The 21,011-nt window shown below is 48.9% G+C and carries 20 protein-coding genes and 3 tRNA genes; 16 read left to right on the forward strand and 7 right to left on the reverse strand.

Annotated elements, in window-relative coordinates; all coding sequences use genetic code 11:
• Positions 1 to 262 precede the first annotated feature (262 nt).
• On the forward strand, positions 263 to 688 hold the full coding sequence (locus FMR86_RS12205) for a hypothetical protein (RefSeq protein ID WP_163351686.1): 426 nt from the start codon (positions 263 to 265) through the stop codon (positions 686 to 688).
• A gap of 30 nt (positions 689 to 718) precedes the next feature.
• Here FMR86_RS12205 and FMR86_RS12210 read toward each other — a convergent pair whose 3' ends face one another.
• Complete coding sequence (locus tag FMR86_RS12210) at positions 719 to 1,057, reverse strand: helix-turn-helix domain-containing protein (protein WP_163351687.1); 339 nt, start codon at positions 1,055 to 1,057, stop codon at positions 719 to 721.
• A gap of 149 nt (positions 1,058 to 1,206) precedes the next feature.
• Between FMR86_RS12210 and FMR86_RS12215 the strand changes: the two genes are divergently transcribed.
• Together FMR86_RS12215 and FMR86_RS12220 are read left to right on the forward strand one after the other, a co-directional pair.
• Entirely contained in the window at positions 1,207 to 1,704 is a 498-nt protein-coding gene (locus FMR86_RS12215) for a lactoylglutathione lyase family protein (RefSeq protein WP_163351688.1), read from the forward strand.
• Positions 1,705 to 1,956: 252 nt separating this feature from the next.
• Positions 1,957 to 2,475 (forward strand): DUF2087 domain-containing protein, encoded by a 519-nt coding sequence (locus FMR86_RS12220; RefSeq protein WP_163351689.1) that lies wholly within the window; start codon positions 1,957 to 1,959, stop codon positions 2,473 to 2,475.
• 60 nt (positions 2,476 to 2,535) lie between these two features.
• Here FMR86_RS12220 and FMR86_RS12225 read toward each other — a convergent pair whose 3' ends face one another.
• A complete protein-coding gene (locus FMR86_RS12225; RefSeq protein ID WP_163351690.1) occupies positions 2,536 to 4,653 on the reverse strand; it encodes a heavy metal translocating P-type ATPase in 2,118 nt (705 codons plus the stop codon).
• 121 nt (positions 4,654 to 4,774) lie between these two features.
• A complete protein-coding gene (locus FMR86_RS12230) occupies positions 4,775 to 5,851 on the reverse strand; it encodes a class I SAM-dependent methyltransferase (RefSeq protein ID WP_163351691.1) in 1,077 nt (358 codons plus the stop codon).
• A 182-nt stretch (positions 5,852 to 6,033) separates the two neighbouring features.
• Between FMR86_RS12230 and FMR86_RS12235 the strand changes: the two genes are divergently transcribed.
• From FMR86_RS12235 to FMR86_RS12260, 6 genes are all read left to right on the forward strand, one after another.
• A complete protein-coding gene (locus FMR86_RS12235) occupies positions 6,034 to 7,182 on the forward strand; it encodes an ATP-binding protein (protein WP_163351692.1) in 1,149 nt (382 codons plus the stop codon).
• A 3-nt stretch (positions 7,183 to 7,185) separates the two neighbouring features.
• Positions 7,186 to 7,542 (forward strand): STAS/SEC14 domain-containing protein, encoded by a 357-nt coding sequence (locus tag FMR86_RS12240; RefSeq protein WP_163351693.1) that lies wholly within the window; start codon positions 7,186 to 7,188, stop codon positions 7,540 to 7,542.
• 70 nt (positions 7,543 to 7,612) lie between these two features.
• Positions 7,613 to 7,688: transfer RNA gene (locus FMR86_RS12245), tRNA-Val, on the forward strand.
• Between the two features lie 42 nt (positions 7,689 to 7,730).
• Positions 7,731 to 7,807, forward strand: a tRNA-Asp gene (locus FMR86_RS12250).
• Positions 7,808 to 7,938: 131 nt separating this feature from the next.
• Entirely contained in the window at positions 7,939 to 9,018 is a 1,080-nt protein-coding gene (locus FMR86_RS12255; RefSeq protein ID WP_163351694.1) for an ATP/GTP-binding protein, read from the forward strand.
• Positions 9,019 to 9,020: 2 nt separating this feature from the next.
• Complete coding sequence (locus tag FMR86_RS12260; protein ID WP_163351695.1) at positions 9,021 to 9,815, forward strand: DUF3226 domain-containing protein; 795 nt, start codon at positions 9,021 to 9,023, stop codon at positions 9,813 to 9,815.
• A 71-nt stretch (positions 9,816 to 9,886) separates the two neighbouring features.
• Here FMR86_RS12260 and FMR86_RS12265 read toward each other — a convergent pair whose 3' ends face one another.
• The gene (locus tag FMR86_RS12265; protein WP_163351696.1) at positions 9,887 to 12,304 is read right to left on the reverse strand and encodes a PAS domain S-box protein; all 2,418 of its coding nucleotides are present in this window, start codon (positions 12,302 to 12,304) and stop codon (positions 9,887 to 9,889) included.
• Between the two features lie 282 nt (positions 12,305 to 12,586).
• On the opposite strand from FMR86_RS12265, the gene FMR86_RS12270 reads away from it, so the two are divergent.
• Positions 12,587 to 13,423: an MBL fold metallo-hydrolase gene (locus FMR86_RS12270; RefSeq protein WP_163351697.1), complete on the forward strand. Its 837-nt coding sequence runs from the start codon at positions 12,587 to 12,589 to the stop codon at positions 13,421 to 13,423.
• Here the strand turns inward: FMR86_RS12270 and FMR86_RS12275 are convergent.
• Positions 13,420 to 14,142 (reverse strand): acyltransferase, encoded by a 723-nt coding sequence (locus FMR86_RS12275; RefSeq protein ID WP_163351698.1) that lies wholly within the window; start codon positions 14,140 to 14,142, stop codon positions 13,420 to 13,422. The two genes, FMR86_RS12270 and FMR86_RS12275, sit on opposite strands and share 4 nt — an antisense overlap.
• Positions 14,143 to 14,404: 262 nt before the next feature.
• Between FMR86_RS12275 and FMR86_RS12280 the strand changes: the two genes are divergently transcribed.
• The 4 genes from FMR86_RS12280 (at position 14,405) to FMR86_RS12295 (ending at position 17,677) form a co-directional block, all read left to right on the forward strand.
• Positions 14,405 to 14,481 (forward strand) — tRNA-Asp (locus FMR86_RS12280).
• 125 nt (positions 14,482 to 14,606) lie between these two features.
• Positions 14,607 to 15,086, forward strand: a complete 480-nt coding sequence (locus tag FMR86_RS12285; RefSeq protein ID WP_239057230.1) for a nucleotidyltransferase substrate binding protein — start codon at positions 14,607 to 14,609, stop codon at positions 15,084 to 15,086.
• Positions 15,086 to 15,388 carry a nucleotidyltransferase domain-containing protein gene (locus tag FMR86_RS12290; protein ID WP_163351699.1) on the forward strand — a complete coding sequence of 101 codons (303 nt, stop codon included), beginning with the start codon at positions 15,086 to 15,088 and terminating at the stop codon, positions 15,386 to 15,388. Before FMR86_RS12285 ends, FMR86_RS12290 begins: the two co-directional genes overlap by 1 nt.
• A 141-nt stretch (positions 15,389 to 15,529) precedes the next feature.
• Positions 15,530 to 17,677 carry a methyl-accepting chemotaxis protein gene (locus tag FMR86_RS12295; protein WP_163351700.1) on the forward strand — a complete coding sequence of 716 codons (2,148 nt, stop codon included), beginning with the start codon at positions 15,530 to 15,532 and terminating at the stop codon, positions 17,675 to 17,677.
• A gap of 60 nt (positions 17,678 to 17,737) precedes the next feature.
• Here the strand turns inward: FMR86_RS12295 and FMR86_RS12300 are convergent, their stop codons facing one another.
• Together FMR86_RS12300 and FMR86_RS12305 are read right to left on the reverse strand one after the other, a co-directional pair.
• Positions 17,738 to 18,583, reverse strand: a complete 846-nt coding sequence (locus FMR86_RS12300; RefSeq protein WP_163351701.1) for an aldo/keto reductase — start codon at positions 18,581 to 18,583, stop codon at positions 17,738 to 17,740.
• Entirely contained in the window at positions 18,576 to 18,899 is a 324-nt protein-coding gene (locus tag FMR86_RS12305; RefSeq protein WP_163351702.1) for an MGMT family protein, read from the reverse strand. Before FMR86_RS12305 ends, FMR86_RS12300 begins: the two co-directional genes overlap by 8 nt.
• Before the next feature lie 160 nt (positions 18,900 to 19,059).
• Between FMR86_RS12305 and FMR86_RS12310 the strand changes: the two genes are divergently transcribed.
• Both FMR86_RS12310 and FMR86_RS12315 read left to right on the forward strand, forming a co-directional pair.
• Positions 19,060 to 19,875 (forward strand): AraC family transcriptional regulator, encoded by an 816-nt coding sequence (locus FMR86_RS12310; RefSeq protein ID WP_163351703.1) that lies wholly within the window; start codon positions 19,060 to 19,062, stop codon positions 19,873 to 19,875.
• Positions 19,876 to 19,942: 67 nt separating this feature from the next.
• The gene (locus FMR86_RS12315; RefSeq protein WP_163351704.1) at positions 19,943 to 20,884 is read left to right on the forward strand and encodes a DMT family transporter; all 942 of its coding nucleotides are present in this window, start codon (positions 19,943 to 19,945) and stop codon (positions 20,882 to 20,884) included.
• Positions 20,885 to 21,011 lie beyond the last annotated feature (127 nt).

The raw sequence follows: 21,011 nt of genomic DNA on the forward strand, positions 1-21,011 counted from the left end.
TTTATCTTTCGAAGTAAATGGTTCTCAGGAACCAATTCTTCAATCGTAACCAACTCAACAGTGACTTGCTTTTGCTCAGGCTTTTTTAACATGCAAACAATATAAAAAAGTCCTCACCAAAAGGCGAGGACTTTGTCAGCAATCTGAGGATAGCAGTCATATTGACTGCTATCCTTTTTTATTGCGCGCATGTAATGCCGAAACTGGTTTTTTTCGAAAATATACATTATAATTAACAACAAAAAAATACAGGGAGGCAATCATGAAAAAAAATCTCTTTTCAATAATCATAATCTGTCTTGCCTGCTCTTTATTGCTTACAATTTCGCCCGAAAAAGCTCTGGCCGAAGACAGCAAGTCATGCCCATGGCGAATTGCACAAATCGGTGTCGGCAAATGGGGAAACGGCAAACAGAAAGCAACATTGTGGATCAAGGGATCGTTCCCCATCCTTCCGAAGTCCTCAGAAAGACCCGTATGGTACATCAACGACAGATATGCCGGGCACGCACAGAACTTTTTCAATGATAAAGCCCTTCACAATGGAGCCCATTTACTTTCACCGGGGCAAAACACGATCAAAGTTCAATTCAATAAACCACCGTATGCCGGGACTTCTTCTACAAAGACCATCTCAAATTTCAGTTGGGATGGAATCGGACCGGGAGGATATAAATGGTTCCATTAATATAGAACTGAATCGCTGCGGCGATTCAGTCTACTCTTCAATCTGTTCCAGCTCCAGATTATCCACCGTCCACTTGTGGATCGCTTCCAGCAGGGGAAAAACGCTGTGCCCCAGCCCGGTCAACGCGTACTCAACCCTCGGCGGAACTTCGGGGTAAACTTTACGCAACAGCAACCCGTCAGCTTCCATCTCCTTCAACTGCTGGGTCAGCATCTTCTGACTTACGCCGGGAACAATACGTTCCAATTCCTTATACCGGATCGGCTTTTCATGCAGATGCCACAGAATCAGGCTCTTCCACTTACCGCTGATTATGCCCATGCCGACCTCAACCGGGCACCTGAACGGCTTGCCTTTGTACTTAATCATACAAACCTCAAAAAAAATTTCGCGCGCAATACCCACAAATCACGCAATTCTTACCAATAGGTTCGCCACCTACAAAATAGTGCCTTCTTGCACAAGTATTTTAACAGGTTACTATCTCCTCAGTTCAAACAAAAACCAAGGAGAACAACATGAATTATCCAAGAAACTTTTCCCATATCGGCATTACCGTGACAAACCTTGAGCAGGCAGTCAAATTCTACACAGAAGTCATGGGCTGGTATCTGATTATGGAACCCACAGAAATCACCCAGGACGAATCCGCCATCGGCATCATGTGTAACGATGTTTTCGGTGAAGGCTGGTCCAGCTTTAAAATAGCCCACCTTTCCACCGGTGATAAAATCGGCATTGAACTTTTCGAATTCCCCAACTCTGAACGCCGTGAAAACAACTTCGAATTCTGGAAAACAGGAGTATTCCACTATAGCGTGCAGGACCCCGATGTGGAAGGCCTTGCAGCCAAAATTGTGGAACACGGCGGCAAGCAGCGCATGCCCGTACGCGAATACTACCCCGGCGAAAAGCCCTACCGCATGGTCTATTGCGAAGATCCCTTCGGCAACATCGTGGAAGTATACAGCCACAGCTACGAACTGACTTACTCCGCCGGAGCTTATCAGGACTAGTCCAACCCGGAATATTTATTCTGAAAAGAGTGCTGCCCGCTATAGGTCGGCACTCTTTTTTATATTGATTATATCACCACACTGCTGTAATTTGTCTCCCGGTCGGCAGTTCACCAAGGCGCCGTCGCCCCTTATCGGGGAGCTAAACCTGCCACACCATTATCCCGTTCGACACTTATCCCGTGCCGAGTCGGAAGGACGGCCACCGGCAATCCCTTTTCTTTGCGGTAGGCACAAAAGCAAGGATAAGACATGTCCCGTACTCAACTTCCCCTCATCATCAACGATGTATCCGCATTGTCGCGCAGCCTGCGCCGACAGCTGGAAGATGCCGGGCAGGTGCCCGGTCATGTGGAAATGATGAACCTGCTGGCCAAGGCCGGGGGTTACAAAAACTTCCAGCACCTCAAGGCTGAACAGGCAAAACCGCAAAAACAGCAGCCGCTTTCCATCGACATGAAACGGGTAACCAAGGCGACCCGCTATTTTGACCTCAACAGCCAACTCCGCTGCTGGCCCAAGAAATATAACCAGCGCATACTCTGCCTCTGGGTTCTGTGGTCGCGTCTTCCCGCCCGCACTGCAATGACCGAGCTGGAACTGGATGAAAAACTTATTCTGGCTCACAGCTTCTGCGACCATGCCATGCTTCGACGCTGGCTGGTGGACGAAGAACTGGTTTCGCGCACGCCGGACGGACGCGAATACAAACGAATTGAAGCCCGCCCTCCCCTTGAGGCCGTGGAACTGATCAGACAGGTAAACCAATAAACAAAAGGGTGCCGGACTTAACAATCCGGCACCCTTTTCAAATTTCATCAATATTTCAGATCAAGCTTTACTGCTTTCAAGCCGCCCGGCGCGGAACATGGAATAGCCCACTAATCCGAAAGTGTTCAGGTTGTGAAGTACAGTGGATGCAAGCGGGGCCAGCAAGCCGGCAGAAGCAAGGGCGAACAGAGATGTATTCACAACAGCCCCCTGACGGTAGCAGTGATCCAGAATACGGTGCTGGCGCAAAGCTATGCTCCGCGCAGCGCATATGGAACGCAAATCATTATTCATAATCACAGCCTGAGCACTCAGGCGGGCCAGTTCCCCGCCGTGACCCATGCAGATTCCCAGATCAGCGGCTATTAAGGCCGGGGCATCATTCACACCGTCGCCGACCACGGCAACCACTGCTCCCTGCGCTTTCAAATCCTGAACAATACTGGCCTTGTCTTCGGGAGCCAGCTCCCAATGCAACTCATCAATCCCGTCAAGACGTTCCTTTAACCTGCTGGCTGTCGTACAGTGATCCCCGGTGAGTACCACCACTTTTTTAATTCCTGTGCGCTTCAATTCCGCGATTACTTCACTGGATTCAGGACGGAGGGTATCGCGCATGGCGACAAGACCTATAACTTCTCCGCCACGGGCAACATATAAAACAATCTTGCCCTGAGAGCGCAACTGATCTGCACGCCGATCGATATCAGGACACTCCGGAGCGCAGTACTGTAAGACAAACCCTCTGCTGCCGACCAGAATTTCATGGCCGTCAGCCATGGCCCGGATTCCCTTTGAAACGACAAATTCCACATCGCTGACCGGGCTTAACTGCAATCCCTGTGATAGAGCTTCCTGCACCACCGCCTTTGCCAGCGGATGTTCATAGTGCTGCTCAATGCGGGCGGCAAGATTCAATACTTCCAAGCTGTCCCGGTTGCCGAAAGGGGCAACATCGGTGACCTGCATAAGGTTCCGGGTCAGGGTCCCGGTTTTATCGAAAACAACGGTATCCACCTTGGCAAAGGCATCAAGAGGACGCCCTCCCGCCAACAGCATGCCGGAACGGGCGGCGGCATAGATACTGCTTTTCACCGAAAAGCAGGCCGGAAATTTCACCGAGCAGACGTAATCAATGGAAGCCATGGAAGCTGTGCGGGACAAATCCCCGGTCAGGGCATAGGTCGCACCGCTGAGACCGAGAGTCACCGGAACAAGTTTGTCCGCAAGACGGTCGCCTTTCAGTTCCGGCAGGGATTTATCCTGAATAGCCTGCTCCAGAAAACGGTTGATCCGGGACATGGATGTTTCCGCCCCCACCTTGTCCGCCCGGACGCGGAGACGCCCGCTCTCCACCACTGAACCGGAAACGGCATGGCCGCCTATTTCCAGACAGACCGGAATGGACTCCCCGGTAATCATGCTTTTGTTGACCACGGCAGAACCGCCGACAACTTCACCGTCCACAGCCACCAATTCCCCGGCACCGAAAACAGCAATATCACCGCAACGCACACAATCAAAAGAAATTTCCACTTCAACACCGTCCCGCTCAACCCAGACAGCTTTCCTGCGGCTGCGGAACAGCTTTACCAAAAGTTCATTGGAGCGGATATCGTTACGTTGCTTGAGAAAATCCCCCAGAATACGCATGAATCCGATCACGGCAACAGCCGGGTAATTTTTCAAAACCAGACAAAGCCCCGCACTGAACCCGTCAAGAGATTTGGCACTGATTCCGTGTGAAAACAAATTCTTCAGCCCCTCCCAAAGAATCGGTATTCCAACAGAAAAAGCGACATGCATCTGTAGTAACGAAGGCAAAAAAGGAGTTGCCGCAGCCATGAGCAGATGGGTTCCCACAGCAATTCTGGTTATGGGCTCACCCCTGTTCGAGGCAGCAGTGAAACTTTCCACAGGGAGGGTATTCAGGGCATGCACCAGCTGAGCAAAAATGTCTTCAAGGCGATCATGGCGTACAATCAGGCTCCCCGCATACAAATTCAAACGGACCTTGGTTATACCCGGAAATGAAGCCACATGGGCCTCCACATAATCCGGGTTCAGGATCACTTTGCTGAAACCGCTGCAGCGCACCCGTATGCGTCCCTGAATACAGTGCACCACGCGCAAATCTTCCTCAGGAAAGAATGTACGCGTGCTGATCATTTGATTCATTTATTAACTCCCGGACAAACCGATTGCCATTAATATTGACTTTCAATTTCAAAGTCATCAGATAACCAACATCCATTCCGGTGTCAATGAACCAAAGCCGGCCTCATTCCCTCTGTTTCCGCTATTTAAAACACAGGTAATGGCTGTTGAAACCGTCTTCAGGAATATCAGTCACCTCAATCCGGCTGAACCCGGCATCCCGGCACATGGAAACGGCTTTTTCACGGCCCCACATCATGCCCAGCCCGGTCCCGCCGCCCATGAGTCCTACAGGCATGCAGTGCATCAGACTCACCGCATAAAGAAACGGACCCATGGGGTGTTCCATATTCCCGCTAATTGAAGAATCGGCCTTGATGTCGATCATGGAAAAAATCCCGCCGGGCTTGAGCTGATTATGTATGTTCTGCAAAGCAGCAAAGGGACGGGTCTGATCGTGGATGGAATCAAAGGCGGTGATGTAATCAAACTGTTCCGGTTCAACATTATCTCCGGCGGCATCCTGAAGCTTGAAAGTAATATTCTCCAACCCCAAATCGGCCACCCGCTTGCGCCCGTTTTCCAGTGACTCTTCAGAAATATCGGTCCCGGTGAATTGTGAAGCAGGAAAAGCCTGTGCCATAACCTCAAGGGCGACACCCTCGGCACATCCGATGTCACAGACGGAAATCCCCTTTTTCATACGCCGGACCATTTCCCCGCCCAGCACCGAGGGCAAAAAGGTCCGCACCAGCACCTCCCGGTGTTTTGCATCAGCCAGCTCTTCCATGAATGAATAAAATTTAGGGTAGCGTGCATATGGTATCCCCGCCCCGTCCTTCATGCCTTCCAGCACTCCCTGCCGGGCGCAATCAGTGAGCAGGGGGATTTCCTGTGTATAAACTCCGAGATTGGAATTGCCCCCGGAGCGGCAAAGAAAAGGGATGTACTCTTCAGGCAGTTCAAACAACTCATTTCCCTGCCCGTCCGCGCTGACCTCAACAATCCCTCCGCAAACCATGACTCCCACCCACTCACGCAGATAACGCTCGCTGACACCTGCTTCAGCAGCGATTTCAGTGCACGAGGCAGGTCCGTCAATGCGGGACAAAGCTTCAAAAAGACCGGTCTCATAACCTATACCCATGGCCAGGTTAAGTGCCCCGTAGTTCAGGATATCGCACATTTTTTTGCTGAAGAGTTCAGCCTTAGCACCCATTATATTTTCTCCATTTATGATTAATTTTCAAAATAAACTGATCCCTCTTAGTATTTCATGCCCCATCACTGCAATATTATTATAAAACACACCGACAGAGATTATTTGCATAATATCAAAAATAAGTTAATACTTGATCTGGACTAGAAATAAAATGAGAACAACTGCTTAATGAGGTATTCATGCACTTGACCACAGATTTTGCTCCTGCTGAACGCGCTCCGGTGATAAACCTTCAGGAGATGGCTGACAGCCTGAGCACCGGACCGCATACGGCAATCCTGCATGCTTTGCCCATTCCCATAATAATTATCAATTCATATCGGCAGATTGTATTCTGTAACTCCGTGTTCCAATCCATAACCAAAACTGAAAACCCGCAACAGACAGTGGGACTCCGTCCGGGAGAAGCACTGGGCTGTATCCATGCCTTTGCCAATGAAGCAGGTTGCGGAACAAGCAAATTCTGCCGGGACTGCGGAGCAGCAGCTTCCATCATCAAATCACTTGCCGGTACTGTCCATTCTGAGGAATGCCGTATTTTGAGACATTCCCCGGAGTGTGACGAAGCACTGGACCTGCAGGTATTCACTTCTCCCTTTGAATACGAAGACGAAGATCTCATAATATTTACTGTTCTCGATATCAGCAGTGAAAAAAGAAAAAAGAATCTTGAGCGCCTGTTTTTCCATGACATTTTAAATCTCGCCACAGGCTTAAGATATGCATCACAGATGCTCTGCCGCAACACATCTTCAAGCGACACACGCAAACAATGCCTTAAAATGGACAACACCATTTCGCAGATGGTGGAAGAAATTCAAGCCCAAAGAGATGTTTCCAGAGCAGAAGACGGAAGCCTCAAAATCCCGTTCAAGCCGGTATCAAGCACAGGAACGCTGAAAAAAATACGGGCCATGTACAGCACCCATCCTCTCTGCGTTGACCGTCAGATATCCATCTCCAATGACTGCGATGAACTGTACTTCGATACGGAGTCAACAATCCTGATCAGGGCACTGGGCAACATGGTAAAAAACGGCCTTGAAGCCTCCGAACAGGATGAGACCGTCACCATAGGCTGCGAAAAAAAAGACGGGAGCATTCATTTTTGGGTACACAACAATTTTTATATACCCTCAAAAATCCAAAGACAGATTTTCAAACGATCCTTTTCCACCAAAGGAACAGGCAGAGGGCTTGGGACCTACAGCATGAAACTGCTGGTGGAAAAATACCTCAAGGGTCAGGTTCGTTTTGAATCCACCCCTGAGAAAGGAACTGTTTTTATCATTTCACTTCCTGAAAAACAGGAACAAGACACGGAGTAAGCCATGATTGAAATCATCGAGATCGCCCCCAAAGTTCTGGGCCTCAAGATCAAAGGCAAAATCCGCGAAGAAGACATGCAGAATATGATCTCCGTCTGTGAAAAAAAGATGGAAAGCGAAGAAAGGATCGCCGTTTATGTGGAGGTTGTGGAAATGGGAGGGATCACCTTTGACGCCCTCATCGAAGACCTTAAATTCGCCCTGCCCAACCTGAAACGCTTCTTTAAGAAAGCCGTGGTCTCGGAAAACAAATGGCACGAGCCGCTGATCAAAATCGGCGACAAGCTTTTTCCGTCCATAGAGGTGCGCCATTTCAGCCCTGAACAAAAAGATGAAGCCCTCAAATGGGTGCAGGAATAATTTTTTATAACTTTCTGAAAAATTCTGTTGACAACTGGAGCGAGTATCTTTAGAACTGATTCCTCACTGAGGGCGGATAGCTCAGTTGGGAGAGCATCGGCCTTACAAGCCGAGGGTCACAGGTTCGAGCCCTGTTCCGCCTACCACCTCAGATATTTAAACGTTGCTTAACACGTTTAATATATAGCGGAGCCGTAGTTAAGCTGGTTATAACGCCGGCCTGTCACGCCGGAGGCCGCGAGTTCGAGTCTCGTCGGCTCCGCCACTTTTCGCGGAGAAGCCATCAATCGTAAGATTGGTGGCTTTTTCTTTTTTGGGCACGACAAAACAAGTCTGGAATTTTTTACAATTCACCGTTATCCTCCCCACACAACTAAATCTGACACAGGATAAAAAATGCCGCATATAGACAACATCACGATTCACGCATTCAGAGGCTTGAAAGAACTGGAACTGAAAGACTTCAGCAGGATCAACCTCTTTGTCGGGGATAACAATTGCGGGAAGACATCTGTGCTGGAAGCCATTTATGCGTTTTGCTGTCCAGCTGATGCATTTATCCTTACAAGGATAGCCAAACTAAGAGAAAGCAGCATGTTCTTCGACCCAAACACGTCAAATATTGATAAAGTAAAATGGCTATTCCCAACCACATACGAAAATAAAACCAATATACTAATGCCCATATCTATTTCTGGAGATATGGACAACTCACAACAAGAATACACCGCGAACACAGAAAATATTTTTGGAAAGCCAGAAGTTCATTTAGCACTGGAGCAAGCACAAAAAGCAATTGAGCAACAAGGTTTACTAGTTAAAATTAAAAGCACCAAACGAGACAAAAAAAGTGGCTTAAATTCATTACAAGAAGGTTCAATTATTGAATGGCAATTCCCTCCCATTCAATCATATGAAACCAAGGAACACAAATTCATTACGCAATTCATTGAGCCGCATGCACACCGTATTCATGGAATATATGCCCAACTATACAGTCAAACGCACAAGTTAGGTATGAGAAATGATTTGATTGGATTACTACAAAAATTTGACCCATACATAAAAGACCTGATGATTCTTGGAGAAGGTTTCACCAGCACTCTCCACATTGAACACGAAAAAACAGGCACCGCTCCAATAATGACCTTTGGCGATGGTCTACGTCGAGTCCTCTTCATCGCCATGCAGATGATCGCAGCTAAAGACGGAGTCTGCATACTTGATGAAATAGACAACTCCATCCACACTTCGGTTCTCAAAGAAACTGCAGCATGGATTGTGAAAGCAGCAAATAAACTGAACGTCCAGATTTTTGCATCCACTCACAGCCTTGAAGCTGTTGATGCGTTTATTGGCACTACAGATGAAGAGCTTGCGGTATATAAACTGGATCAGGGCGGTACGCTTTTCAGAAGGTATTCCCACGACATGCTTTACCGTATCCGTCACAAACGCGGCCTTGATGTGAGGTAGACATGAAATATGGATATCTCGCAGTAGAAGGACCACACGACAGTGCTTTTGTGGGACGCTTTTTAAAATTTTACGGTTTCTCGCCAATACGTGAGATTGACGGCATTAAAGGAACATTATTCGAAGAACTGACAATAATCAGTTATCCGGTTGATGGAGATTTATACAAAAGAATACCAGTTCCGACATTTTACAAAAACAAAGACGAAATGCTGATTGCCGTTAGCTGCGCAAATTCAGATGACCAGTTGGTCAATGACATCACAGAAATGATAGAAAGCCTCCTCCCTGAAAACATGAAGGGGATTGAAGAATTCGCCGGAATTGGAATCATTGCTGACATGGACAGCCCCACATCGGCTGAAGATAGATTCGACAAATTTGCCGCCGGATTTGAAACACTTAAAATTCCCCGTCCGAACATAGCGGGAAAAGTAACTGAAGGCTCTCCCAATACAGGCATATTTATTCTACCGGATAACTCCACAGAGGGGACTCTGGAAGACATACTCATCCTCTGTGCAGAAAAAGCGTACCCAAGCATACTGACTCCTGCATCTGAACTAGTCGAAACTTTGAACCTTAACACAAAAGATTTTAATAAGGACGACAGAAAAGAATTCAAAAAACCAGCAGGCAAGAAGAAAGCCACCATTAATATTATCAGCAGCATACTTAAGCCGGGGAAAGCAATCCAAGTATCGATTCAGGACAATCGATGGATCTGTGAAAAAACACGAAAGATACCTCAGGTTTCAGCATTTGATCAATTCATCAAAAACTTATTTACCTTGTAAATTAAAGCTCCGCCACTTTTCGCACAGAAGCCATCAATCGTAACCTTGGTGGATTTTTCTTTTTTGGGAGATTATTTTTTATAAACCCTCTGCAATTCCTTACCCAACAACTTCACTTCCAGTGGTTTTTCCACGTATCCGCTCATGCCGGCCTCCATGAAACGCTCCCTGTCTCCGGCCATGGCGCAGGCTGTAAGGGCAATTATGGGAATATCCCGATGCTGCTCACCGCAACAGCCGGAACGAATCTGTTTTGCGGCTTCGGGACCGTCCATAACAGGCATCTGGATATCGATCAGCAGCAGATCAAAATCGCCGATATTCAGTGCGGAAAGAACCTTTTTGCCGTCCTCAACAGCCAAGACGTGGCAGCCCATTTTTTCCAGCAACAGGGAAGCAATCTGCCGGGACACAGGATCATCATCCGCCAGCAGTACCTTGAGTCCCGCAGGTGAAAACTCATTCTGCCCTTCAGGACAGTATTCAGAAGCCTCCGCAATTTCGAAGGAAAGCTGGACATAAAAAGTAGAGCCGACATTTTCCTCGCTTTCAAGAGCCATGCTGCCGCCCATTAATTCCGCTATGCGCCGGGAAATCACCAGCCCAAGCCCGGTTCCTCCGAAACGTTGCTGCTCATCATGTCCCTGAACAAAAGCATTGAACAATTTATCCTGCGCCTCGACCGGAATTCCCACCCCGGTATCCGAAACCGCAAAAAGAAGCCTGCACCACCCATCTCTTACGGAACTGAGGGCACTGACTTCCACCTTCACGCTGCCTTGATTTGTAAACTTGATGGCATTCCCGGCAAGGTTACTGAGAATCTGCTGCAAACGCTGGTAATCCCCCACAAGGCTATACGGGACCTCTGGATCTACAACCAGTTCAAGTGCGATGCCCTTAGCTGCCGCCATGGGTTCAAACAGCTGTATAATCTCGCTTAAACACCCGGCAGGCTCGAAATTTTCATTATTAATGGAAAATTTACCGGCTTCCACCTTGGAGAGGTCCAGAATATCGGAAAGCAGACGATTAAGACGCCGCGTTGATTGGAGCGCAGTGTTGACATACGAATGCAATTCATCCTGATCATTGGAAATCTCCATGAGCTGCAATACCCCCATCAACCCATTAATCGGGGTGCGGATTTCATGACTCATATTAGCCAGAAAAGCGGACTTGGCTTCATTGGCCTTTTCCGCCGACTTCTGAGCCTCAATCAAGTCCATTTCAGTCTGCTTACGCTCGGTCATGTCAATTCCGACACTGATCACTCCGGGATGCTTCCCTTCAATACCCAGAAATGGGGTTTTCACGAACTGATAGGTTTTCTGCTCACCCATATAGTTCATTCCGCTTAAATCAAAACTACGTCCCTCCCCGCTTTCAAGGGCCAGCCGATCCTCTTCTGCAAATATCTCTGCCACCTCCGCAGAGTAGATATCATAGGTCGTCGAACCTATAATCTGCTCCATGGGCAGTCCGGCAGCCTTGGCATAGGCCGGGTTACAACTGATAAAGACGCCTTCTTCATTTTTTACCCCGATGGAAACGGGAATCGCTTTTAAAAGATCATCAAGAAAACGGTTCTCTTCATTGAGGATTTTTTCCATCCGTTTCCGCTCAGTTATGTCTGCCAGTGAGCCGACAATGGCCACAGTGCGGCCATCTTTCACCACCGGAGCTTCGCGGACCTCCATCAGGGTAATTTTACCGTTTCTCCCCTTCACCTCAAACTCATAGGGAGGCTGCCGTTCACCTGTGGCAATAGCCTTCTCGGTATATTCATGCGCTTTCCGGTTAATCGGATTATTGCTGGCAAAATCAAACCAGCTGACCTGCGCTTCTTCCGGAGAGCACTCCAGATAGACATCAGACTGCGGACTTACGTAGGTAAATTTATTATCTATGTCGTGTGAATAAAAAAGGTTGGTAGAAGTTTCCACAATAAGTCTCTGGGTTTCCACATGGTTAGCCAGTACCTCTTCCAGCTCCCTGCTTTTCCTTTCCGCCATCACCTGTGCTGTAATGTCCCTGACCATGGCCATCACATGCGGAACTCCGTCAAGCTTAACAATACTGGCGGTCAAAGAACCGTATACGATGCTCCCGTCTTTAGCTACAAACTCAGCTTCCAGCTCCTTAACATAGCCTTTCTCCTGCAATCCGGAGAGAAGCTCATTCCTTTTGGCCTCATCCCGCCACATATTCAACTCAAGAACAGATTTACCCAAAACATCTTCAGGCTCATAACCTGAAAATACTGTGAAATTCCGGTTAATATCCACATAAACACCACCAGGCAGAGTGGTAATACTAAAGGCGTTGGGGCTGGTATCAAAAGCCATACGAAATTTCTTTTCACTTGCGGAAAGTGCAGCTTCCACTGCTTTTCTTTCATTGATTTCATTCTTAAGGCGCAGAATAAGATAAACACCCGCAAGAAGCACCAGCAGCGTAAACACTGCAAGCATTTCGTAAGAAAACATCAAGAAATGATCATCTGTCGGTATATTAAAATCAACAGCAGAAGCTGTCTGAGGGAATAATGCGGCAAACAACAAAAGACTGGACAAAACCCATCTCCTTAAAGTCAAAAAAAACGGTAAAGCTGAATTGCCCGTATTGAAAAACATTACAACCAACTCTACAATATTCCCTGTAATTTTCATAGCCCCTGCAATTTTACATGCTTTTATTTTTTACAACCTCCACACTATCCGGTAAAAACCTCCAACGACCCCCAAAACACGGAACAGCAGGGAGCGACCATGCAACTGACAGTTTTAATGGACAACAACACCATCATCGACAGATATCTGCTGGGGGAACCCGGACTCAGCTTTCATATTGCGACCAAACAGAAAAACATCCTCTTTGATGCCGGATACAGCGATGCATTCATCCACAACGCATCCAGAATGGGCATCGATCTGCTGAAACTTGACTCCATCGTACTCTCCCACTCCCACATGGACCACAGCTGGGGGCTGGCCCCGCTATTCCGGCTTTTCACCGAAGCTATGATTGAAGGACTGGGTACCCCGAAACCTGAATTCACAGCCCACCCTGATGTTTTTCTCAGCCGCACAGTGGACGGGCTGCCGGAAATCGGCTCATTCCTCACCGAAGCAAGTGTAGCCAACTTCTGCTCCATGCAACTGTCCAAAACTCCTGTCCGGACAACCGACCGTCTTGTCTTTTTGGGAGAAATTCCACGCAGCAACAACTTTGAAAACCTTGCTCCCATGGGAAAAATCAGGACATCGGACGGAATTGCCGACTGCTACATTCAGGACGACTCGGCCATGGCCTACCGCACCGATGAAGGACTGGTCATCATCACCGGATGCTCCCACGCAGGAATCTGCAACATCATCGAACATGCCCGCGAGATCTGCGGCGAAGAACGCATCAAGGATGTCATCGGCGGATTCCACCTGCTTAATCCGCCGGAGGAGCAGATGGAAGGCACGCTGGAATACTTCAGCAGACTAAATGCAGAAAGGGTCTTTGCCTGCCATTGCACTGACCTGAAATCAAAAATCAAGCTTTCCGCAGTAACCAATATCTGCGAGGTGGGCGTGGGACTGAAGCTGGATTACTAGTACAGCCAGAGATGGTCCAGCTCCTCGCCATGTTTGCCGGATGTACTGCGTTCGCGGATAACTTTTGCCGGAATCCCGGCAACCACCATCCCTGCCGGGACATCATGGGTGACCGTAGCTCCTGAAGCGACAATTGCCTCCCGGCCGATGGTAACGCCGGGCAGAATGGAAGCCCCGGAATAAACTTTGGCGTAGCTATCAATACGCACAGGCATGTAAGTTCGCTCCATGTGAGATGATTCGCTGTGGCTGTGCGTAAAAATATTAACATTTTCTGCTATGCCCACATAATCCCCAATGGAAATGCCGCCTTTGCTGTCCAGAAAAATATTGCGGTTGAGAAAACTGTGCTCCCCCACTTCAATCCGCTTGAAAAAATTGAACCGGACATTTTCTTCCACAATCAATCCCTCTCCGCATGATTTGAACATATGTTCGGCCATCATACGCCGAAACGGAATGGCAAACGGCACCACCAGACACATGGGCAGTTTGTCAAAAGTATCCCACAAAAAATGCATGAACCGCTCATGCTCCGTGAACGGATATTCTTCAGCCATTGGCAGGGTCTCGTTGTAGAGCAGAAGATTCTCCAGAACCTCACTCTCCATGGGGTTCGTCCCAAACTGAAACAGGATATCATTGACTTTTTCCGGAGTAAGTCCGCTTTCGACAAGTTCCTCAATTGCGTCCAGTTTATATTTAAATATTTTTTTCATAGCCTTGTTTTATAACAAAAAGAAGGACTCTGAAAGCTTTGTAACGGCTGAAGCTGCCCATTCTACTGATTTTTGACGTATACCTTTTCACTCTTTTCCGAAAGCGGGATGGTCGGAGCGGCTTTGGCGGTGCCCACCGCTCCCCTGTTTTCGTTTTTATAATATTTTTTAAACTTTATAATTGCGAGCAGTTGTAGTTTTACATAGAAACTTCTTCACGAAACGCACTTAAGCGTTGCTTAACACGCTTAAATATATATGCGGAGCCGTAGTTAAGCTGGTTATAACGCCGGCCTGTCACGCCGGAGGCCGCGAGTTCGAGTCTCGTCGGCTCCGCCACTTTTTGCGGAGAAGCCATCAATCGTAAGATTGGTGGCTTTTTCTTTTTCCAGAACATAGACACTCCCCCCCTGCTTGCTATAAGCAAGATCAAAAGACTGAAATTTGGGCTACTGAGCCTGGTAATGAGCTGGATTGTTGCACAGCAAACGCACCTGCCTGATGAACAGGGGAAATATATGCATAAAGACATCCGCTGGAAACAACGTTTCAGCAACTACTTAAGAGCACTGGAAAGACTTACTAAAGCAGTTGACCTTGCCGGAGAACGTGAGCTTTCCGACCTTGAAGAACAAGGCATGATCCAAGGGTTCGAATTCACTCACGAACTGGCTTGGAACGTTTTAAAAGACTATTTACAGCATCAGGGAATCAGCAATCTCATTGGACCCAAGGATGCTGTCCGTTCAGCTTTCCAAAACGGACTGATAGACAACGGTGAAGTATGGATGACCATGATTCTGGACCGGAACCGCTCTTCTCACACATATAATGAAGAAACAGCAAAGGAAATTGCCACAAGAATTCTGGAAGATTACCACCCCGCATTTCAGCAGATAGCTGAAAGATTCAAAACAATTCGTGATGAAGCCGGAGACGAGTAATGCGTTTTGGACTCAGCGAAGAAGTCATTCAAAAAATATGCATTGTGATTCATAGCTGCCCATCAGTAGAAAAGGTAATCCTGTATGGATCACGGGCCAAAGGCAACCATAAGCCCGGGTCAGATATCGACCTCAGTCTTGCTGGAGACAGCATCACTGCCACAGAACGTGACCGCATTCTTATAGAACTTGATGATCTTTTCCTGCCGTACTCCATTGATCTCAATCTACTTAGCAAGATAAACCATAAAGAATTACGTGAACATATCGAACGTGTTGGTATTGAATTTTGTACATGCTAAAAAGCAAGAGTTTTCTTTACATATCCGTCAAGTTTATAGTTATATCTTCCGATAAGTAACAGAACTCGGTGACCGCACTTTCACCGCCGGTAAACAACCAGCATATGTAAATAAAGCCATTGTCCAAAGAGGGAGGAGTTTATGAAGTTCAAGGACTGGAGCCTGAAAAACAAAATTATCATACCCACATTCTGCGTGGTGGCATTGATTCTTGCCGCCAGCACCTGGGTAATGACCGATCAGGCCAGAACTCTGGCTGTAAAGCAGGCCACCCATGCCGCAGATATTGAAGCCCAAGGCTACGGCAACGGAATTTCTGAAACCCTTAGTAAAGCCCTCACCGTAACCAGAACCCTAGCCTCCATGTTCGAAGTTGGGGCGAACTATAAATATACACCGGACCGCGAAGCTCTTGATGCAGTCCTGATCAAAGTCCTCAAGCGCCACCCCGGTCTTTCCGGCGCATGGTGCACCTTTCCCGGTAAAACTAGCTATGATGACCGGGAAGAAGAATATATGGATAAGTATAAGGGAGCGTACCGCAACTGGTACTACCGGGACGGCGGAAAAATTGCAGAATCCTTCGTAGGTGATGAAGACCTCACCGGACAGGCATGGTTTGAAAAACCCATGGCCGGAAATGTTGAAACTCTCTCCGAACCCTATCCCTGGGAAGTGGACGGCAAAACATTCTGGCTCTGCTCCACAGGTTACCCGGTAAAGAAGAAAGGTCTCAACATAGGCATTGTCGGAGTTGATTTCTATCTCAACGACCTACTGGAAACTGTCTCGAAAATTAAGCCCTTTGAAACCGGCTATGCTTTCCTGATGACCAACGAAGGAACCATAGTGGCTCACCCCGACCCTGACCTGCAGACCAAAAACATTTCAGAGTCGGTCGACAGCAAAGAGAAAAGCAACATTGAAAACGCCATCAGGAATGGAAAAACATATTCTTATGTAGGCAAATCTCCGGTTACCGGAGTGCTTGAATATATCACCTACGCCCCCATCAAGGTGGGCAAGACCTCTTATCCGTGGTCCATCGCACTGGTTATCCCCATGGATAAAGTTAAAGCGCAGGCCAATGCAATTGCCCAGAAAAGTATAATTATCAGCGTGGTTGCCGTACTTTTACTGCTGGGAATCCTATTTGTACTGGCCGGGGTGATCAGCAAACCGATCCTCAAGACTGCCGACTACACCACTAAAGTGGCAGACGGTGACCTTGATGCGGACCTCGACATCCACCAGAAGGATGAAATCGGACGCATGGCTGACTCCATGCGTGATATGGTCGGGGAACTGAAGAAGACTATCATCAAGGCAGAAGATGAAACCCGCAAAGCAGAGGATGAATCCGCCAAGGCCCGTGAAGCCACTGCCGAGGCGGAAAAAGCACGAGCCAAAGCGGACATGGCCCGCACCGAAGGTCTGCATCTTGCCGCCGACCGGGTGGAGCAGGTTTTGCAGCACGTGGTTTCCGCATCCGAGCAGATGTCCGTGCAGTCCAATGAAATGCTGCAGGGTTCTGAAATCCAGAGCGACCGCATTTCCTCCACTGCCACGGCCATGGAAGAAATGAATGCCACCGTACTGGAAATCGCCCGCAATGCCGGGGATGCCGCCGGAGCAAGTACCGAAGCTCAGGACAAGGCCAAAGACGGAGCATCCGTTGTGGATAAATCCAAATCCGCCCTCGGACAGACCGTAGAAGAGGTCAACAACCTCAAGGGTAACATGGAAGAACTGGACAAGCAGGCCAAGGGCACTGAAGCCATCATAGGCACCATTACCGATATTGCCGACCAGACCAACCTGCTGGCCCTGAACGCCGCCATCGAAGCGGCCCGTGCAGGTGAGGCAGGACGCGGATTCGCGGTTGTCGCTGATGAAGTGCGCAAGCTGGCGGAAAGCACCATGACCGCCACCGGGGAAGTATCCAATTCCATCGGTGCTATCCAGCGCGTGGCCGGTGAAAACATCCGCTCCATGGAAACAGTCTACAAACGCATTGAGGAAGCCAACGAATTCTCGGAAAGCTCCGGTGTAGTATTACAGGAAATCGTAAGCGGAGCCGAGGAAAGCGCGGTCCAGATCCAGAGCATCGCCACCGCAGCCGAGCAGCAGTCCGCCACATCCGAAGAAATAAACAGCTCAGTAGAGGAAATCAGCCGCATCACCGCTGAGACAGCCAGTGGAGCCCGTGAATTCGCCATGGCCCTTGAATCAATGGCCGAACAGGTGTCCGAACTGCAGAAAATTGTTGAGGATTTGAAGGCGGAATAATCGCTACAAACAAGTTAGAAACTACAAAGCCCGGAGCGTTTTACGTTCCGGGCTTTGTTTTTAATACTCCTCATAATAAGCAGGATGCTGATCCTTGCGCCTGCCGTCCGGTCTGTCCAGCGCGCTGATGACGGACATTTCATCGCTGCTCAGTTCAAAATCAAAAACACTGAGATTTTCCAGCTGCCGGGACGGAGAAGTAGCCTTGGGTATGGGCAGTGCTCCCAATTGGATGTGCCAGCGCAGGATTACCTGCGCCGCACTCCTGCCGTGCTTCTCGGCAATGGTATTGATAACAGGCTCCCGCATGGCTGAACTGTCCCTTCCGAGAGGGCTCCATGATTGGGTGATAATACCGTGCTGATCATGCCATTCACGCTGGCCCTGCTGAATGAAATACGGATACAGCTCAATCTGGTTCACCGCCGGAACAACCCCGGTTTCATCAATCAGACGCTGCATGTGCTCGGGCAGGAAATTGCTGCAGCCGATAGAACGGACCAGCCCCCTTTTTCGGGCCTCGATCAGGGCCTGCCATGCTTCCACATACAAATCCTGACTGGGGTTGGGCCAATGAATGAGATAGAAATCGTAATAATCCAGCCCGGCCCGGTATAAGGATTCCTCCACTGAATACAGGGCTTCATTGTAGCGGTGGCGCAGTCCGGGGACCTTGGAGGTCACCTGAATCTGCTCACGGGGAATCCCGCTGCGCCGGACAGCCTCGCCCACCGCACCTTCATTTTCATATTTGAAAGCTGAATCCAGCAACCGGTATCCGGCTTTGAGGGCCTTAACCATGGTTTCCACCCCGGAAGAACCGTTCAGCTTGTAAGTTCCGAATCCCAGTGAGGGGACGGTATGACCGTCATTCATCTGCAGATAAGGTATGGAAATATTATTCATAAAACTCTCCTGTCCAGAGGTAGGTTTCAATATCAATGTGTCCGTCCAGTTCAAAAACAACGCCTTCGCGCTCAAGCAGTTCGCGCTGCCTTTCGTAGCCCTGCCCTTTTTTCAGAGATATGCATCCCTCACGATTGACCACCCGCTGCCACGGCAAACCTTCTTTTTGCGAAGAGGTGTGGAGAATACGCACAACCTGCCGCGCCCCGCGGGAATTGCCGGCCATGGCGGCAACTTTGCCGTAAGAACATATTTTCCCCTCGGGAATAGCCTTGATTACTTCGATAACTTTTTCAGTAAAAACAGTCCTGCCCACTTTGAATACCTCTTAACTTATATGCACCAATTAGAAACAAAATGTATTTTCCACGCAAGTAATACCTGAGAGCAATATTTTACAAGACTGTCGAGTAACCACCCGCTAACTTGTGTTCCACGGATGTTTATGCAAAACTTCCGGATACACGGTGACACATATGAATAAAGGGACAATCAGATACCTGCGGCCCGCTGCAATAGAGGGCCTTGAAATACAGGAAGTCATCAATTCCAACCACTCCTTCCCCAACCACACCCACGGATTCCACTCTGTCGGCGTAATGGAGGCAGGCGGCTGCTATTGCCGTCAGCCCGGTTCGGGAAGCTCTTTTGTGCGTGGCGGGGAAATTGCCCTTTTCAACCCCGGCCTCGTTCATTCCGGAGTCATAACCGATTCCGATACCCGCATCACCTACCGGGTCTTCAGCTTTGACAACCGGTTGTTTGAAAAGGCCCTGCGCGATCTGAACGAAAAAGACGGCCTGCCGGAATTCAACTCCGTGGTAACTGAAGATAAGCTGACCAGCTCCACCCTGACCGACCTGAACTACGCAGCATCCGGGGTCAAAAGCAGGCTGGCCATTGATACCGCCCTTGCCCGTGCCGCAGCAGCCCTTTTGACCCGCCACTGTGAAACACAGTCCAAAGTGCCCAAAACAGCAGAACCCGGAGCGGTAAAAAAAGCCCGCGAATATCTGCATGAAAATCTTTCTGAAAAGGTAGCCCTGGAAGAACTGGCTCAGGCCACCGGACTTTCCCGCTACCACCTGCTGCGTGTATTCAGGAAAACTACAGGGCTTCCGCCCCACAGCTACCATCTGCAACTGCGCATTGAACACGCTAAGCGGCTGCTCCGATCCGGCTTGCCCTTTGCCGAAACAGCTCTGCAAAGCGGTTTTTCAGATCAGAGCCACTTCACCAATACCTTCCGCCGCTACACGGGCGCGACTCCCTCGCAGTATACGAATATTTAGTCCCGCAGCAATATTTTCCAAGACCGCAATTCAATCAGCAGGTAGCTTTCTCATTAAGGAGAAATTTATGAACGCTACCAATTCCAATAAAAACATACTTCCCGTGCTTGCCATACTCGCCGCCGTGCTGCTCTGGGGCAGTTCATTTGCGGCCATGAAACATCTGGTGGGAACATTGAACCCGTGGGCGGTCATGTGGATGCGCGTGGGCTTTGCCACCCTTATCCTGACCCCTTTCATGGGCCGTCTGGCCGGGCCGGTAAAAAAGGGTAAAGACCGACTGGCTCTGGCATTCATGGCCCTGTTCATGCCCTGCCTGTATTTCCTTTTTGAATCATATGCCCTGACTTATACCACAGCCACGCAGGCCGGACTTATATCCGCCTCGTTGCCGCTGATGGTTTCAGTGGGCGCGGGATTCTTCTTCAAGGAAAAAACAACTCTTGCAGGATGGATCGGACTGGCCCTGTCCATGCTGGGGGTAGCAGCCCTGACCCTGAGCGGTAATCCTTCCGGCAATGCCAGCAACCCCGCTCTCGGCAACCTGCTGGAACTTATCGCCATGGGATGTGCCGCCGGATACATGCTGCTGGTCAAAAGGCTCTCCGCCAACTACGGAGCATGGACCCTGACCACAGTACAAAATGCGGCCGGCTGCATCTTCTTCCTGCCCGGACTGTACCTGCTTTTCAGAGACGGACTGGGGGCAGCCCCGGTTCAGATTCTCATCATGGCCGGATACCTTGGAATATTTGTCACCCTCGGGGCCTTTCTGCTCTACAATATAGGCATGTGCAAACTCCCGGCGGGCAAAGCCTCGGCCTTCATCAATCTTGTTCCGGCCATTGCCGCATTTTTCGGCTGGTTCCTGCTTGGCGAAACCCTGAACTCCGTCCAGCTGCTGGCCTCGGCTGTAATCTTTGCAGGAGTGGCACTGGCCCAATACGGCGGCAAGATTGAATGGAATAGAATTCCGTTTCTTAAACTGGCACCAAACCAGAATAATTGAACGCTTACTTACGTAAAATTCAAGCAAAAATCCCGGTAAGAAAAATCTTACCGGGATTTTTTTTGCAAAAAATACACACCCACAAACTTGCCCGAAGAACCTTTAATAAATTACACTTTTATAGTAA

Origin of the sequence: Desulfovibrio sp. JC010, assembly GCF_010470675.1 — a bacterium.
Lineage (GTDB): Bacteria > Desulfobacterota > Desulfovibrionia > Desulfovibrionales > Desulfovibrionaceae > Maridesulfovibrio.

Coding starts and splice junctions, on each gene's coding strand:
- FMR86_RS12205 (WP_163351686.1), top strand. CDS start 263: ATGAAAAAAAATCTCTTTTCAATAATCATAATCTGTCTTGCCTGCTCT.
- FMR86_RS12210 (WP_163351687.1), bottom strand. CDS start 1,057: ATGATTAAGTACAAAGGCAAGCCGTTCAGGTGCCCGGTTGAGGTCGGC.
- FMR86_RS12215 (WP_163351688.1), top strand. CDS start 1,207: ATGAATTATCCAAGAAACTTTTCCCATATCGGCATTACCGTGACAAAC.
- FMR86_RS12220 (WP_163351689.1), top strand. CDS start 1,957: ATGTCCCGTACTCAACTTCCCCTCATCATCAACGATGTATCCGCATTG.
- FMR86_RS12225 (WP_163351690.1), bottom strand. CDS start 4,653: ATGAATCAAATGATCAGCACGCGTACATTCTTTCCTGAGGAAGATTTG.
- FMR86_RS12230 (WP_163351691.1), bottom strand. CDS start 5,851: ATGGGTGCTAAGGCTGAACTCTTCAGCAAAAAAATGTGCGATATCCTG.
- FMR86_RS12235 (WP_163351692.1), top strand. CDS start 6,034: ATGCACTTGACCACAGATTTTGCTCCTGCTGAACGCGCTCCGGTGATA.
- FMR86_RS12240 (WP_163351693.1), top strand. CDS start 7,186: ATGATTGAAATCATCGAGATCGCCCCCAAAGTTCTGGGCCTCAAGATC.
- FMR86_RS12255 (WP_163351694.1), top strand. CDS start 7,939: ATGCCGCATATAGACAACATCACGATTCACGCATTCAGAGGCTTGAAA.
- FMR86_RS12260 (WP_163351695.1), top strand. CDS start 9,021: ATGAAATATGGATATCTCGCAGTAGAAGGACCACACGACAGTGCTTTT.
- FMR86_RS12265 (WP_163351696.1), bottom strand. CDS start 12,304: ATGTTTTCTTACGAAATGCTTGCAGTGTTTACGCTGCTGGTGCTTCTT.
- FMR86_RS12270 (WP_163351697.1), top strand. CDS start 12,587: ATGCAACTGACAGTTTTAATGGACAACAACACCATCATCGACAGATAT.
- FMR86_RS12275 (WP_163351698.1), bottom strand. CDS start 14,142: ATGAAAAAAATATTTAAATATAAACTGGACGCAATTGAGGAACTTGTC.
- FMR86_RS12285 (WP_239057230.1), top strand. CDS start 14,607: ATGAGCTGGATTGTTGCACAGCAAACGCACCTGCCTGATGAACAGGGG.
- FMR86_RS12290 (WP_163351699.1), top strand. CDS start 15,086: ATGCGTTTTGGACTCAGCGAAGAAGTCATTCAAAAAATATGCATTGTG.
- FMR86_RS12295 (WP_163351700.1), top strand. CDS start 15,530: ATGAAGTTCAAGGACTGGAGCCTGAAAAACAAAATTATCATACCCACA.
- FMR86_RS12300 (WP_163351701.1), bottom strand. CDS start 18,583: ATGAATAATATTTCCATACCTTATCTGCAGATGAATGACGGTCATACC.
- FMR86_RS12310 (WP_163351703.1), top strand. CDS start 19,060: ATGAATAAAGGGACAATCAGATACCTGCGGCCCGCTGCAATAGAGGGC.
- FMR86_RS12315 (WP_163351704.1), top strand. CDS start 19,943: ATGAACGCTACCAATTCCAATAAAAACATACTTCCCGTGCTTGCCATA.